The sequence below is a fragment of the Claveliimonas bilis genome (assembly GCF_030296775.1).
Lineage (GTDB): Bacteria > Bacillota > Clostridia > Lachnospirales > Lachnospiraceae > Claveliimonas > Claveliimonas bilis.
The window spans coordinates 2,175,268-2,190,413 of the sequence record NZ_AP027742.1; the positions used below are offsets into that span (position 1 = coordinate 2,175,268).

The following is a 15,146-nucleotide window of genomic DNA, read 5'->3' on the forward strand; positions in this document are numbered from 1 at the left end:
TTTAACAATATTTTATAATATGATCAAACAAAGGTTTATAAAACGGAGGTAAACGTAAATGAAGAACAACTTCAAACATATCTTTAGTCCTCTTAAAGTAAGAGGAATGGTCATGCCAAACCGTGTTGCAATGATGCCTATGGGAAGCGACTTCGCAGGACATACCGGAGAGCTCACCGACGAACACATCAAATACTATGAACTCAGAGCCCGCGGCGGCACAGGACTTATCATTGTAGAAAATGTATGTGTAAAATATCCGGAAGGATCCAATGGAACTACACAGCTTCGTATTGATAAAGACTGCTATATCCCCCGTCTTTTCAATCTCACAGAAGCCTGTCACAGATATGGCGCCTGCATAGGCGTGCAGCTGAACCATGCAGGAGCATCCGCTATGTCTTCCAGAATAGGTATGCAGCCTGTCTCCGCTTCCACCCTTCCTTCCAAACCAGGCGGAGAGCTCCCCCGCCCTCTTACCAGGGAAGAGTTGGAAAGCATTGCCAAAGATTACGGCACTGCTGCCAGGCGCGCAGTAAACGCAGGATTTGACATGGTAGAGATCCATGCGGGACATTCTTATCTCATCAGCCAGTTTTTATCTCCTACTATGAATGACCGCACGGATGAATTTGGCGGATGCGCCGAGAACCGAGCCCGCTTCTGCCGTATGGTTATTGACGAGGTGCGAAAGGCTGTCGGTCCTATGATTCCTATTTCTCTTCGTCTCAGCGTGGACGAGCTTGTAGAAGGCGGAAACACAGTAGATGATTGTCTGGAATATCTGGAATTTTTAAATGATGAGGTTGATATTTTCGATACCTCCTCCGCTTTAAACCCATCCATCCAGTATCAGATCGACGCAAACTATCTGGAGGACGGCTGGCGTTCCTATATGGCGAAAGCAGTGCGGGACAAATTCCACAAACCGACTATCGCTATCGGAAATATCCGGAATCCGCAGGTTGCAGAAGACATCCTGGCACGGGGAGATTCTGACATCATCGGCATCGGCCGCGGACTCATCGCTGATCCTGACTGGTGCAACAAGGCAAGATACGGCGATGTAGAGGATATCCGCAAATGTATCTCCTGCAACATCGGCTGTGTAGGAAACCGTATCGGCGGAAACAAACCACTGCGCTGCACCATCAATCCGGATCTTATCAATGGAGAAGCCTACAAAAAACAGCAGGTAAGGAAACCTTGCAACGTAGTTGTAGTAGGAGCCGGAACAGCCGGACTTGAGGCAGCATGTACAGCAGCGGAAGTGGGCTGCAGCGTTACTTTACTTGAAAAACAGGATCATATCGGAGGCCTGTCCGTAGAAATTTCCAAAATCCCTGCAAAGAAAAGACTGGCCGACTTCCCGACCTATCTGAAACACCGGGCGGAAAAACTGAAAAACCTTACAATTAAAACCGGCGTAGACACAACGGTAGATATGATCAAATCCTATCATCCGGATCTTGTCGTGAACGCAACCGGATCTGTTCCTCTTCTGCCTCCGATCGACGGGCTTCATGAAAACCTCGGCAAGGAAGGCTCCGGCGTATACGGAATCAAGGATCTGATGGGAAATGTAGAAGCATTTGACAAAGATATGACCGGAAAGACTGTCATCGTCATCGGCGGGGGTGCAGTAGGACTGGATGTTGTAGAATTTTTCGCTCCCCGCGGAGCAAAGACAACCATCATTGAAATGCTTCCAACGATCGGAAACGGGCTGGACGCTTCTTCTACTTCCAGCATGAAAGAATGCATGGAAAAACATCAGGTAACACAGCTTGTCAACACTGCTCTTCAGAAAGTAAATCCTCACTCCTTCATTGTGAAAAGAGATGGAAAGGAGGAGGAACTTCCCTTTGATTATGGTTTTGTATGCCTCGGCATGAAAGCTTATGCGCCTCTGTGGGATGAGATTGTAGAAGGATTCGACGGAGAAGACACCGAGATCCTCAACATCGGAGACTCTGTCCGTGCAAGACGCATCATCGACGGTACCGACGCCGGCCGCCACATGGTACTTGCCACATTAGACAGACTGCACTACCTGTAAGATTTGCATTTTTCATTCATCTGTATTACAATAGATCCATAATATTTTGACAGTGCTGCCTTGTCTGTAGGGCAGCGCTGCCATTATAGAAAAAGATATGAAAGAAAGGACCTTATCCCATGCCCAAAACATTAAATGAAGTTACAAAAGACGTCCAGCAGGTTCTCGCCTTAAACGATGACGGGAAAAGCATCAGCGAAATTTCTTCTCTGCTCGAACTGGACGAAACCTATATTTACAATATCCTGATTTCCAGACAGAGCTATGGCGAAGATCCGCAGACAGTTGCCAGAATGGTTATCATGGAAAATCCTATGTGAACTTAGGGAACAGATCTTCAAGCCTTCTGTAAATCTCCTGATAAAGTCTGAAATATTCCATATATCTTTTGTGATGAGCAGTACAGTACGTATCTGCTTTTTTTCTTTTTATCATTTGACTGACTGCTTCAGGGCAAAAAGAAGCAGGGACAATATCTTTTTCAGATACTATCCCCGCTTCTATCCTTCTTTCAGCGCTTGACGCTGTCTTTTACCTTCTTTTCCTCTTCTGCTGATTCAGCACTATTTATCTTCCAGCACTTTCGCGGTAAATTCCTCTACTTTCATGCTTCCAATGTCGCCTTCGTCTCTCTTACGGACTGACACTGCTTTCTCTTCTACCTCTTTCTCACCAACAATCAGCATGTATGGAACTTTTTCCATCTGAGCGCTGCGGATCTTGTATCCCAGCTTCTCATTTCTGTCATCAGTCTCTACGCGGATTCCCGCTGCTTTCAAAGAATCAGAAACTTCTTTTGCATAGTCTGCAAATTTCTCTGATACCGGAAGGATTTTCACCTGTACAGGCGCAAGCCAGGTCGGGAATTTCCCTGCATAATGTTCGATCAGGATACCGATGAAACGCTCAATGGATCCAAAGGCTACTCTGTGGATCATGATCGGACGGTGTTTCTCCCCGTCTGCTCCTGTATACTCCAGTTCAAATCTCTGTGGCATCTGGAAGTCGAGCTGAATTGTTCCGCACTGCCATGTCCTTCCGATAGAATCTTCCAGATGGAAGTCGATCTTCGGTCCATAGAACGCACCGTCTCCTTCATTTACCACATAATCAAGACCAAGATCTTCCAGTGCTCCACGGAGAGCATCTGTTGCCATCTCCCAGTCTGCGTCGCTTCCCATACTGTCTTCCGGTCTTGTAGAAAGCTCTACATGATATTTAAATCCGAATTTGGAATATACCTCATCAATCAGTCTTGCAACGCCTTTGATCTCGTCCTGGATTTGATCTTCTGTCATGAAAATATGGGCATCGTCCTGTGTGAAGCAGCGCACACGCATCAGGCCGTGAAGCTGTCCGGATTTTTCATGACGGTGAACCAATCCCAGCTCACCAACCCGCATCGGGAGATCTTTATAAGAACGCGGCTCTACTTTATATACCAGCATTCCGCCCGGGCAGTTCATTGGTTTTACTGCATAATCTTCCTCGTCAATGACTGTGGTATACATGTTGTCTTTGTAGTGATCCCAGTGTCCTGAATTTTCCCACAGATGACGGCTTAAAATGATAGGAGTGGAAATCTCCACATATCCTTCTCTTGTATGGAGTTCTCTCCAGTAATCGATCAGAAGGTTTTTAAGAACCATTCCTTTCGGAAGGAAGAATGGAAATCCCGGACCCTCCTCCATGATGGCAAACAGTCCAAGCTCTTTTCCAAGCTTTCTGTGGTCTCTCTTTTTTGCCTCTTCCATACGTTTCAGGTATTCGTCCAGCTCCGCTGCTTTCGGGAAGGATGTACCGTAAATTCTTGTCAGCATCTGATTGTGCTCATCACCATGCCAGTATGCTCCTGCCACACTCTGGAGCTTAAATGCTTTCACAACACTTGTGTTGGAAACATGAGGTCCTGCACACAGGTCTACGAATTCTCCCTGTCTGTAGAGGCTGATCTCTTCTCCTTCCGGCAGCTCTTCTATCAGTTCCACCTTATAAGGTTCATTTCTCTCCTCCATCAGTTTGAGAGCTTCTTCTCTGCTGACGCTGCTTCTCTCAAGAGGAAGGGCTTCCTTTACAATCTTTCTCATTTCCTTTTCTACATCTGCCAGATTTTCAGATGTAAACGGAAAACTAAATTCAAAATCATAGTAAAATCCGTCCTTGATGGCCGGCCCGATAGCACATTTCGTATCAGGATAGAGCCGTTTTACCGCCTGTGCCAGAATATGGGATGTAGTGTGACGAAACGCCTCCTGCCCGATCTCATCCGTAAATGCCATTTCCTGAACAGATCCGTCTTTCATGCTTACTTTCATATCTTTTCTCCTTTCTTTTTCAAAACCCTGCATTGAAGAACAAAGAGTTCCGCAAGAGGAACTCTCGCGCCGAGCGCGGTCGCTTTAACGGCAACTTCCACTTCGCGCGAGTGCGCATCCCGCGGAGCGTTTTATTCGATAGGGAACGGAGTTCCTATTGAATAAAAAAGCACCCCTGCCCGACAGCTTATGCTGCCTGTTGCAAGGGTGCGGTCTTTCGCACGGTTCCACCTTCATTTTTCACTTTGGTCTAAAAAACCTGTCCCCTTAACGCGGAGTTACGATGCTGCATACTGAAAGCTTCTGCTTCGTTGGGCAGCACAGCTCGGGAATGGTTTTCTGTCATCTTCTGCTATAAGAGGCTTCCACCAACTGCCCCTCTCTCTGGATAGTTCACATGCATACTCTTTTCCGTCTCTGCTTTTATCTTTTTAATTTTCACTGACTGACCAGCTATTTTTTATTATAACCATCTACATAGAAAAGTCAATCTTTTTCGCTTTTTCCATACAAAATCGAATGTCTTTTTCCTGCAAAGCCGAAGGAACACAACGACAAAACGCCTCTTATTCCTTATCGCGCCTTTTATGTACTGCATCAGACATTCCCGCAATTTCCTGATAACGAAAACAGGATTCCTGATGATCATTGATCATCCCGCAGGCCTGCAGATGAGAGTAAACTGTAATGGAGCCCATGTATTTCATCCCCCTTTTCTTCAGGTCAGCGCTCACCCTGTCAGATAATCCGTTTCTTGCAGGTATCTTGCCATCTTTATGTCCGGTGTAGAGATAGGTCTTTCCATCCGTAAAATGCCAGATATAGGCGCTGAAAGATCCCCATTCTTCTCTGATCTTCTGAAAACAGCGGGCATTATGTATAACAGCCTCAATTTTTCTTCTGGAGCGGATCATTCCTTCCGTGTTCATAATCCGCTCGATATCCTTTTCTTCATATTCTGCTACTTTTTCAAAATCAAATCCCTCAAAACATTTCCGGAAGATTTCCCTCTTCTGTATCATCATGTTCCAGTTGAGGCCGCACTGCATGACTTCCATCATAAGAAATTCAAACTGTTTTTGATCATCATGAAGCGGGACTCCCCACTCTTCATCATGATAACGGATCATTTTATCATTACATGTACACCATGGGCATCGGTTCATTCAGCATCCCCCTCTCAGGTCCGGTCTATAGCCGCCTGTACATCTTCCTTAAAATTACTCCAGGCATCTTCATTCTCCACAAAATACTTTGGACAGATCTTTCCTGTCACATCATAATGGCGTATGACATCCTCTGCGTCCAGCTGAAACTTCATACACAGCCAGGCACACAGCTGCACCAGGGAGTTGTAGGTTTCATCTGTAAACTCTCCTGTCTCATCCGGATGACAGCATTCAATGGAGACCGTATCTATATTTCTGGAATTAGAAGCATAGGCCACTTCCCATGTCGGAACGCACTGTACAACCTCCCCATCCAATCCTACAATAAAATTACTGCTGGCCTGAGTCTCATGGCTGTCTTTTAATCCCTCAAAATAATCCCTGTTTTCCATTGCTGTAGAACCGGGATTGGCTGTATAATGCACTACAATTCCTGTAATCCTATTTGTCTCTGCCCCCGGCCGGGAATATGGATTTACTGTCAGCAGCTCCACATCTATATCCGGCTTGCTGGCGTCGATCTCATCGCTTTGAAACTCTATGTACCCTCTGCCAAGCCATTCCGGTTTCAGAACTCTTATCCCGATCAAAGCGACCAGAAGGACAGCCAGGAAGATCATTCCTCTCTTCCAGTATTTTTTCATCTGCCTTTGATGCTGTGCTTTTGTCTTTCTCCTTTTTATATTTCTCGTTGTATTCATCTTCTCTTTCCCACACTTTTGCCATACTGTATATTCATTCTATCATATGCTGCGAAAAGAAATCTGAAGACTTACTTATCTTTTCCTGAAATTTTAAGAAACAACAGAAAAGCAATATCTTGTTTCTGTCTCATAAATTTCTCCTGCTGAAACAACAGGACTTGCAAACTGCTCTTTATTTACTGCATCCGGGAAATACTGTGTCTCAAAACACACTGCGCTTCTTCTTCCATATGTATGACCGTTTTTCCCGTGGTCATCTTCCAGAAAATTCGCTGTATACACCTGCATTCCCGGAAGATCCGTATAAACTTCCATTTTGATCCCGCTTTGCCCTGAAAGGAGTTCTGCCGCTTTCCTAAGCCCGCTTCCATTCAGTACCCAGTTATGATCATATCCGCCTCCCAACTTTAACGCCTCATAGCTGCTGTCTATCTCCTCTCCGAGTAACTTTCCTGTCCGGAAGTCCATAGGAGTTCCTGCTACCGGGATAATCTCTCCTGTCGGAATGGAAGCTTTATCTGCCGGAGTATAGGTATCAGCATTTATCCACACTTTCTGCTCCAACACCGTCCCTGTTCCCTCTCCATCCAGATTAAAATAACTGTGATTCGTCAGATTCAAAATGGTATCTGCTGCGGGTACTGCATGATAATGGATATTTACTCCGTTGTCCTCTGTCAGAGTGTACGTCACTTCGATATCCACGGCTCCCGGATACCCCTGATCCATATCCGGACTGTGAAGCAGGAAGATCACATGGCTGTCATCTGCCTCTTTCACCTGCCATATCCGCTTATTATAAAAATCCATCCCACTATGGAGGTTATTGTCATGATCGTTTTTTTCCAGCCGATATGTTTTTCCGTTCAAAGTGAAGCAGGCCCCTCCAATACGATTGGCGCTTCTTCCCACTATAGCCCCGAAAAATTTGTCTCCATTTTCATATCCTTGCGGATTGTCATACCCCAATACCACATCCCGTTTTTCTCCGTTTTTATCCGGCACAAATACATTGACCAAAACCGCGCCGTAATCACTGACCCGGATTTCCATACCGTTTTTGTTCTTCAGAGTAAAAAGGGATATCTCCCGTCCGTCTGATAATTTTCCAAATATCTCTTTCATAGTTTCTTTCTCCTCTCATACACCGACACTTCTATCAATTATTATAGCGAAAAAGAAAAGAAGGAACAATGCAAATTTCTCTGCCCTTGCTCCTTCTTATATATTTCTATTGATACGCCGTTTCCGCTAAACTCTCTTTACTCGTCTACACTGTAGTTCGGCGCTTCCTTTGTGATATGAATATCATGAGGATGGCTTTCTTTCAAAGATGCAGCGGAAATCTTAATAAATCTTGCATTCTTCTTCAGATCTTCAATAGTCGGAGTTCCGCAGTATCCCATACCGGAACGCAGACCGCCCATAAGCTGGAACACTGTATCTTCCACTGTTCCCTTATATGCCACACGGCCTTCCACGCCCTCCGGCACAAGCTTTTTCGCATCAGACTGGAAGTAGCGGTCTTTGCTTCCGTTTTCCATAGCAGCAATGGAACCCATACCTCTGTACACTTTGTATTTTCTTCCCTGGAACAATTCGAATGTTCCCGGGCTTTCGTCACATCCCGCAAAAATGCTTCCCATCATACATACATTGGCTCCTGCCGCAATAGCCTTTGTCATATCTCCGGAATACTTGATTCCACCATCTGCAATAATCGGAATACCGTATTTGTCCGCCACTTCATAGCAGTCCATTACCGCTGTAATCTGCGGTACACCAATTCCTGCAACAACACGGGTTGTACAGATAGATCCCGGTCCGATTCCCACCTTCACAGCATCCACTCCGGCTTTGATCAAAGCCTCTGTGGCCTCTCCGGTCGCTACATTTCCTGCGATCACCTGAAGATCCGGGAACTTTGATTTCACCATATCAACCGTACGCAGAACGTTTGCAGAGTGTCCGTGAGCGGAGTCCATAACGATCACATCCACCTTTGCATTTACCAGCTCCTGGGCTCTCTCCAGACAGTTTGCCGTAATACCGATCGCTGCGCCGCACAGAAGGCGTCCCTGCCCGTCCTTTGCAGACAACGGATATTTAATCTGTTTCTCAATGTCCTTAATGGTAATCAGACCTTTTAAATTAAAGTTTTCATCAACGATAGGAAGTTTTTCTTTTCTTGCCTTAGCCAGGATCTTTTTCGCCTCTTCCAGGGTAATTCCCTCCGGTGCTGTGATCAGGCCTTCTGCAGTCATGGATTCTTTGATCTTCTTTGTAAAATCCTCCTCGAATTTCAGATCACGGTTGGTAATGATACCTACCAGCTTTTTCCCTTCCGTGATCGGCACACCGGAAATACGGAACTTAGCCATCAGCTCATTTGCATCTGCCAGTGTATTTTCAGGAGAAAGATAAAACGGGTCTGTGATAACGCCATTCTCTGAACGTTTTACCTTGTCCACTTCTTCTGCCTGCTGCTCAATGGACATATTTTTATGGATGACACCGATCCCTCCCTGTCTTGCCATAGCAATCGCCATACGGTGTTCTGTTACAGTGTCCATCCCTGCACTCATCATAGGAATATTCAGTCTGATCTTCTTTGTCAGATCAGTCGATAAGTCTACCTGATTTGGAATCACCTCTGAATAACCCGGTACCAATAGTACGTCATCAAATGTAATTCCTTCTCCAATAATTTTTCCCATCGTTGAAATCCTCTCTTTCTTTATCCATCTTATGTTTATGTGCTATCATACATAATACTGTGGTTCTTTGTCAACAGGTTTCCACATATTCTTTTTCATTATTTTCGAATCACTTTCCTGGGGGCCAGAAGGTAAACTCCTTCTATCAGCTCCTCTTTCGGCTCAAAAAGAACTTTTGTGATCTCTCCTGAACGACTGATCACAAGTATATATCTATTCCGGGACTCCGGATTTCCGCTGCTGTAATCATAGAACTTAGACTCTCTGAAATCCTTCAGTTGGAAAGCATTTTCCGGCGCCAGAATCTCCATATCTTTTACATTTGCAGAAAACATGTGTTTTCTCTTTTCTTTGTGCATGATCTTATCAATATCGAGATCACCATTGATATAGATATATTCATATTCCACATCCAATTTTCTGAACAGAAACACATCCACAACGATCATAATAACCGGAAGGAGCATAAGAAGCGGAAATAAAAAAGCGGCAAAAAATGAAATTACCGTCAGGGCAATCAGCACTGTCTTTTTCATAATGTCCTTCCCGTCTGTACGTTTCTTTATCAGCTGTTCTGTATAAAAATCACTCATTGTTTTTTCCTCCGCTTTGTATTGATATGTACCCTCTCTTTGTAAGGGAATCTATCTCTTACAAAGAGAGGGTACATATATTGTATCACAAATGGACAAAAAAAGAAAACTCCCCTTACAGAGAGTTTTCTTTTTTTATTCTTTTTTTATATTCCGCACTGCGAGGAATTACATCATGCCCATTCCACCGCCGCCTGCCGGCATAGCAGGAGTTTCTTCTTTAATATTTGCCACAACAGATTCTGTTGTCAGAAGTGTAGATGCAACGCTGGTTGCATTCTGCAGAGCGCTTCTTGTAACTTTTGCAGGATCCAGGATTCCGGCTTTTACCATATCTACATACTGTTCTGTATATGCATCAAATCCCTGTCCCGGCTCTGATTCTCTGACTTTATTGATGATAACCGCACCTTCCAGGCCTGCATTTGCAACAATGTGGAATAATGGAGCTTCCAGAGCTTTCAGTACAACATTTGCTCCTGTCTTCTCGTCGCCTTCCAGAGTATCAGCAAGTTTTGCCACTTCCTTGGAAGCGTGGATATATGCAGATCCGCCTCCGGCAATAATTCCTTCCTCGACTGCCGCTCTTGTAGCTGCAAGAGCATCTTCCATACGAAGTTTTGCTTCTTTCATTTCTGTCTCTGTTGCTGCTCCGACACGGATTACTGCCACACCGCCTGCCAGTTTTGCAAGTCTTTCCTGAAGTTTTTCTCTGTCGAAGTCAGAAGTGGTCTCCTCGATCTGCTTTTTGATCTGTGCAACACGGGCTGCAATTGCTTCTTTATCTCCAAGTCCATCTACAATAACTGTATTTTCTTTCTGAACTTTTACAGATTTTGCACGTCCCAGCTGATCCATTGTTGTCTCTTTCAGATCCAGCCCAAGTTCATCGGAAATTACCTGTCCGCCTGTCAGGATTGCAATGTCTTCCAGCATTGCTTTTCTTCTGTCACCATATCCCGGAGCTTTTACCGCTGCCACATTAAATGTTCCACGCAGTTTGTTGACAATAAGAGTTGTCAGAGCTTCACCTTCTACATCTTCAGCAATAATGAGAAGTCTTGCTCCTGCCTGTACGATCTGCTCAAGAAGAGGAAGGATCTCCTGGATATTGGAAATCTTCTTATCTGTGATCAGAATATACGGATCTTCCAGATTTGCTTCCATTTTATCCATATCTGTTGCCATATAAGCAGATACATATCCGCGGTCAAACTGCATACCTTCTACCAGATCCAGCTCTGTCTGCATAGTCTTGGATTCCTCGATAGTGATAACACCGTCGTTGGAAACTTTCTCCATTGCCTCTGCGACCATTTCACCTACTTCATCGTCGCTTGCGGAAATTGCTGCAACTCTTGCAATCTGATCTCTTCCTGTTACTTTGCTGCTCATTTTCTGGATCGCTTCTACTGCTGTCTCTGTTGCTTTCTTCATTCCTTTTCTCAAAACGATCGGATTTGCTCCTGCTGCCAGGTTCTTCATTCCTTCATGGACCATAGCCTGTGCAAGCACAGTTGCTGTTGTTGTTCCGTCTCCGGCAACATCGTTTGTCTTAGATGCAACTTCACGGATCAGCTGCGCTCCCATGTTTTCAAAAGCATCCTCAAGCTCAATTTCTTTTGCGATCGTTACACCGTCGTTTGTAATAAGCGGAGCTCCGAAAGATTTGTCAAGGACTACATTTCTTCCTTTTGGTCCAAGTGTCACTCTGACTGTATCGGCCAGCTGATTTACTCCTGATTCCAGAGCTGCTCTGGCATCTGCTCCGTATTTGATTTCCTTTGCCATGATAACATTCCTCCTAGTTCTTCTATTTTCAATGTCTATGATCTGTAATCTATCTTAGCTTATTTGTATCTCTATTCAATCACTGCAAGAATATCGCTCTGTCTTACAATGATGTATGTTTCTTCATCAGCTTCTACTTCTGTACCAGCATACTTGGAATAGATAACCTGCTGTCCTTCTTTCACATGCATTTCTACTTCTTTGCCGTCTACAACTCCACCCGGTCCTACTGCGATAACTTCTGCCTGCTGCGGTTTTTCCTTATTCTGTCCCGGCAGAACAATTCCGGATTTTGTTGTTTCTTCAGCAACTAACTGTTTCAATACAACTCTGTCTCCCAATGGTACTAATTTCATGAATGGTTCCTCCTTTAAGCTATCTATTTTGTTAGCACTCATAAAAAGAGAGTGCTAAAAAACTCTAGTTATAAAATAGCACTCTCCTTTTCGTTTGTCAACACACTTTCTGTTAGTTTAGATTATTTTTATAAAATCCATTTTCAATGCCAAATACAAGCTGGCTTCCATTTTTATCAAGAAATCTTTCCTTTACTCTCCCCTGGCATACCAGCTCCTCTTCAGCCATAAGGGTACAGCTGTATTCTGCATCCAGCGATATCCTTGTAATATCTTCTCCGTTCATAACCAGATATATGCGTTCCCCTTCCTCATCATACCTGCTGACTGTGCATGTGTACTCTGTCCTGTCCAGGGGTTCGTCTTCCAGGAATACACTGGTCATCTTCAGCACTGCGCTGCATTTTTCAAACATAAAGTCCTCCTTCTCAAAAGAAGGGTATCAGTTCCCCGATACCCTTTGCTTTGTGCTGTCCTGATTTTTATTTGTTTCTTTCTTCTTTGATCTTTTCCAGTTCTGTGAAAACATAATCATTCACTACTTTAATGTAAGTACCTTTCATTCCGGAAGATCTTGATTCGATTACTCCGGCGCTTTCAAATTTCCGGAGCGCATTTACAATGACTGATCTGGTAATTCCCACCCGGTCTGCAATTTTGCTTGCCACAAGAATCCCTTCTGTTCCTTCCAGTTCATCAAAAATATGAATGATCGCTTCCAGCTCCGAGAAGGACAATGTGCTGATGGCTGACTGTACAATGTGTTCTTTTCTTGTCTCCTCTGCATTTTCTTCGTTTACAGAACGAAGCATTTCCAAGCCTACTACTGTTGTTCCATACTCACTTAAAATAATATCATCAATTTCATAGCCGGCATTCTGTTTGTAGATAAATAATGTTCCAAGCCTCTCTCCAGCAATATCAATGGGAGTGATGATCGCCTGATATCCTTTTGCTGCCTCCGGGGAAAATCCCAGAGTTTCCAAATTTACATTTTCCTTAGTAGACAGGATATTCAAAAGCCTCTCATTGAGCATCTCATCAATGTGGCAGCCCACTTCACCTTTGATCAATTCTGTGATCACACCTACACCACTGCATCTGCTGACTCCAAGAACTTTTCCTTTTTTACTGATTACCAATACATTGGAATCCAATATTTCTGTCAACACTTCACAGATGTCATTGAAAACTACTTTGCTGGAGTTATTGTTGTGCAGTAATTTATTGATTTTTCTTGTTTTATCTAATAATTGTACACTCATAAGCATCCTCCATCCTTTGAACATTATATTATCATACAATTCTGGAAATTACAATGATTATGCGAAATTTTCTTAATTATCTTTTGCTTTTTTTGCTTCTACATATCCGCATTTTTCATTCATACAGACAAGTTTACTTCCCTTTTCTACCATGTAACCGCCGCATTTTGAACATTTCTGCTCTGACGGCTTCTGCCAGGACATAAAATCACAATCCGGATTATCTTCACATCCGTAATATTTTCTTCCTTTTTTCGTTTTTCTAAGGACAATATCTTTCCCGCATTTGGGACATTTCACTCCGATTTTTTCCAGATAGGGCTTCGTATTGCGGCACTCCGGAAATCCGGGGCAGGCAAGAAATCTTCCGTGAGGTCCATACTTGATCACCATATTCCGTCCGCATTCTTCACAGATCACATCTGTGACTTCATCTTCAATCTTGACGCTTTCCTGCTCTTTTTCTGCAATCTTTACCGCTTCTTCCAGATCAGGGTAAAAATTTTCAATTACTGTTTTCCATGCGACTTTTCCTTCTGCAACTTTATCAAGAAGGCCTTCCATGTTTGCCGTAAAATTCACATCTACAATGGCCGGAAAGGACTGCTTCATAATATTGTTCACTACCTCTCCGATCTCCGTCAGGTAAAGATTCCTGTTTTCCTTTGCTACATATCTTCTGGCTATAATTGTAGAAATCGTGGGGGCATAAGTACTGGGGCGCCCGATTCCAAGCTCTTCCAGTGTCTTTACAAGGGAAGCTTCCGTATAATGTGCCGGCGGCTGGGTAAAATGCTGTTTTGTGTCAAATTTTTCCCAATTCAGGACAGAATCTTTATCCAGTCCCTTCAAGAGCACATTGGTTTCTTCTTTTTCCTCATCTGCTTCTGTGTAAACTGTGCGGAATCCTTCAAAAACAATCTTAGAAGCCGCAACCTGAAAACGGTAATCTCCCGCCGCAATTCTGACAGATGTTGTCTCATATTTTGCCGGTTTCATCCTGCTGGCGACAAATCTCTTCCAGATCAACTGATACAGGCGGAACTGATCTCTGCTCAAAGATTCTTTCATAGCAGCCGGAGTTCTTGTTACATCTGTAGGACGAATAGCCTCATGGGCATCCTGTATGTTCTTTCCATTTTCCTTTCCCGCTGCACCGGAAGCGACAAATTCACTTCCGTAATTTCCCGAGATGTACTCCCTTACACTGGCTTCCGCCTCATCGGAAACACGGGTGGAGTCTGTACGCAGATAAGTGATAAGACCCACTGTTCCGTTTCCTTTAATATCGATTCCTTCATAAAGCTGCTGTGCAATACGCATCGTTTTCTGCGTAGCAAAGTTCAGCACTTTCGATGCCTCCTGCTGCATGGTACTGGTAGTGAAAGGCACCGGAGCTTTTTTGTAGCGCTCTCCTTTTTTGATATCTGCCACCTGATAGTCTGCTCCCTCCAGCTCTTTTACTATCTGGTTCAGCTCGCTTTCAGAACGAATCGTCATTTTTTGCTTTTCAGTCCCATAGAATTTAGCTGTCAGAGGCTTCCTCTCACCCTTTACTTTTAAGACGGCATCCAGAGTCCAATATTCTTCGGGAATAAAGGCATTGATCTCTTCCTCCCGGTCTGCGATGATCCGAAGAGCCACAGACTGTACACGTCCGGCGCTTAATCCCCTCTTTACTTTCGCCCACAAAAGAGGACTGATCTTATATCCAACGACACGATCCAGCGCCCGCCGGGCCTGCTGGGCATCTACAAGATCCATATCAATCTCTCTTGCATTTTTAATGGATGCTTTTACTGCATTTTTAGTGATCTCGTTAAAGCTGATCCTATATGTCTTTTTATCTTCCAGTTTCAATGCTTTACACAAATGCCAGGAAATCGCTTCCCCTTCGCGGTCAGGGTCGGTTGCAAGATAAACTTTATCCGCTTTTTTTACTTCCTTGCGAAGGCTGGCAAGAATATCCCCCTTCCCGCGGATGGTAATATATTTCGGTTCATAATCATGCCCCACATCGATTCCAAGCTGACTTTTTGGGAGATCCCGCACATGACCATTGGAAGCCATAACTGTATAATTACTTCCCAAAAACTTTTTTATTGTTTTTACTTTTGCAGGAGACTCTACAATAACAAGATAATGAGCCATACTTTTTTCCTCCAATACCCTCTGCG

Annotated in this window: 13 protein-coding genes and 1 other annotated feature; of the genes, 2 read left to right on the forward strand and 11 right to left on the reverse strand. The window is 44.1% G+C overall.

The window, feature by feature from the left end; translation table 11 throughout:
• Positions 1-58 precede the first annotated feature (58 nt).
• Positions 59-2,059 carry an NAD(P)/FAD-dependent oxidoreductase gene (locus R2J37_RS10630; protein WP_316264946.1) on the forward strand — a complete coding sequence of 667 codons (2,001 nt, stop codon included), beginning with the start codon at positions 59-61 and terminating at the stop codon, positions 2,057-2,059.
• Between the two features lie 119 nt (positions 2,060-2,178).
• Complete coding sequence (locus R2J37_RS10635) at positions 2,179-2,379, forward strand: hypothetical protein (protein ID WP_230105722.1); 201 nt, start codon at positions 2,179-2,181, stop codon at positions 2,377-2,379.
• Between the two features lie 243 nt (positions 2,380-2,622).
• Here R2J37_RS10635 and thrS read toward each other — a convergent pair whose 3' ends face one another.
• From thrS to topA, 11 genes are all read right to left on the reverse strand, one after another.
• Complete coding sequence (gene thrS / locus R2J37_RS10640) at positions 2,623-4,374, reverse strand: threonine--tRNA ligase (protein WP_276535516.1); 1,752 nt, start codon at positions 4,372-4,374, stop codon at positions 2,623-2,625.
• Between the two features lie 200 nt (positions 4,375-4,574).
• Positions 4,575-4,801, reverse strand: a binding site (T-box leader).
• 139 nt (positions 4,802-4,940) lie between these two features.
• A complete protein-coding gene (locus tag R2J37_RS10645; RefSeq protein ID WP_316264948.1) occupies positions 4,941-5,540 on the reverse strand; it encodes a DNA-3-methyladenine glycosylase I in 600 nt (199 codons plus the stop codon).
• A 14-nt stretch (positions 5,541-5,554) separates the two neighbouring features.
• Positions 5,555-6,244 carry a peptidoglycan recognition protein family protein gene (locus tag R2J37_RS10650; RefSeq protein ID WP_230105719.1) on the reverse strand — a complete coding sequence of 230 codons (690 nt, stop codon included), beginning with the start codon at positions 6,242-6,244 and terminating at the stop codon, positions 5,555-5,557.
• 93 nt (positions 6,245-6,337) lie between these two features.
• The gene (locus tag R2J37_RS10655; protein ID WP_256193781.1) at positions 6,338-7,372 is read right to left on the reverse strand and encodes an aldose epimerase family protein; all 1,035 of its coding nucleotides are present in this window, start codon (positions 7,370-7,372) and stop codon (positions 6,338-6,340) included.
• A 137-nt stretch (positions 7,373-7,509) separates the two neighbouring features.
• A complete protein-coding gene (gene guaB, locus R2J37_RS10660) occupies positions 7,510-8,964 on the reverse strand; it encodes an IMP dehydrogenase (RefSeq protein WP_230105717.1) in 1,455 nt (484 codons plus the stop codon).
• Between the two features lie 98 nt (positions 8,965-9,062).
• Complete coding sequence (locus R2J37_RS10665; RefSeq protein WP_230105716.1) at positions 9,063-9,557, reverse strand: DUF6106 family protein; 495 nt, start codon at positions 9,555-9,557, stop codon at positions 9,063-9,065.
• A gap of 168 nt (positions 9,558-9,725) precedes the next feature.
• Positions 9,726-11,348: a chaperonin GroEL gene (gene groL, locus R2J37_RS10670; protein ID WP_230105715.1), complete on the reverse strand. Its 1,623-nt coding sequence runs from the start codon at positions 11,346-11,348 to the stop codon at positions 9,726-9,728.
• Between the two features lie 71 nt (positions 11,349-11,419).
• On the reverse strand, positions 11,420-11,704 hold the full coding sequence (locus R2J37_RS10675; protein WP_230105714.1) for a co-chaperone GroES: 285 nt from the start codon (positions 11,702-11,704) through the stop codon (positions 11,420-11,422).
• 112 nt (positions 11,705-11,816) lie between these two features.
• Entirely contained in the window at positions 11,817-12,119 is a 303-nt protein-coding gene (locus R2J37_RS10680) for a hypothetical protein (RefSeq protein ID WP_230105713.1), read from the reverse strand.
• A 67-nt stretch (positions 12,120-12,186) separates the two neighbouring features.
• On the reverse strand, positions 12,187-12,969 hold the full coding sequence (codY, locus tag R2J37_RS10685) for a GTP-sensing pleiotropic transcriptional regulator CodY (protein WP_316264954.1): 783 nt from the start codon (positions 12,967-12,969) through the stop codon (positions 12,187-12,189).
• 72 nt (positions 12,970-13,041) lie between these two features.
• Entirely contained in the window at positions 13,042-15,120 is a 2,079-nt protein-coding gene (gene topA, locus R2J37_RS10690; protein ID WP_316264956.1) for a type I DNA topoisomerase, read from the reverse strand.
• Positions 15,121-15,146 lie beyond the last annotated feature (26 nt).

What these genes read in the sequence shown, in the direction of transcription:
- R2J37_RS10630 (WP_316264946.1), top strand. Translation starts at nt 59, where the DNA reads ATGAAGAACAACTTCAAACATATCTTTAGTCCTCTTAAAGTAAGAGGA.
- R2J37_RS10635 (WP_230105722.1), top strand. Translation starts at nt 2,179, where the DNA reads ATGCCCAAAACATTAAATGAAGTTACAAAAGACGTCCAGCAGGTTCTC.
- thrS (WP_276535516.1), bottom strand. Translation starts at nt 4,374, where the DNA reads ATGAAAGTAAGCATGAAAGACGGATCTGTTCAGGAAATGGCATTTACG.
- R2J37_RS10645 (WP_316264948.1), bottom strand. Translation starts at nt 5,540, where the DNA reads ATGAACCGATGCCCATGGTGTACATGTAATGATAAAATGATCCGTTAT.
- R2J37_RS10650 (WP_230105719.1), bottom strand. Translation starts at nt 6,244, where the DNA reads ATGAATACAACGAGAAATATAAAAAGGAGAAAGACAAAAGCACAGCAT.
- R2J37_RS10655 (WP_256193781.1), bottom strand. Translation starts at nt 7,372, where the DNA reads ATGAAAGAGATATTTGGAAAATTATCAGACGGACGGGAGATATCCCTT.
- guaB (WP_230105717.1), bottom strand. Translation starts at nt 8,964, where the DNA reads ATGGGAAAAATTATTGGAGAAGGAATTACATTTGATGACGTACTATTG.
- R2J37_RS10665 (WP_230105716.1), bottom strand. Translation starts at nt 9,557, where the DNA reads ATGAGTGATTTTTATACAGAACAGCTGATAAAGAAACGTACAGACGGG.
- groL (WP_230105715.1), bottom strand. Translation starts at nt 11,348, where the DNA reads ATGGCAAAGGAAATCAAATACGGAGCAGATGCCAGAGCAGCTCTGGAA.
- R2J37_RS10675 (WP_230105714.1), bottom strand. Translation starts at nt 11,704, where the DNA reads ATGAAATTAGTACCATTGGGAGACAGAGTTGTATTGAAACAGTTAGTT.
- R2J37_RS10680 (WP_230105713.1), bottom strand. Translation starts at nt 12,119, where the DNA reads ATGTTTGAAAAATGCAGCGCAGTGCTGAAGATGACCAGTGTATTCCTG.
- codY (WP_316264954.1), bottom strand. Translation starts at nt 12,969, where the DNA reads ATGAGTGTACAATTATTAGATAAAACAAGAAAAATCAATAAATTACTG.
- topA (WP_316264956.1), bottom strand. Translation starts at nt 15,120, where the DNA reads ATGGCTCATTATCTTGTTATTGTAGAGTCTCCTGCAAAAGTAAAAACA.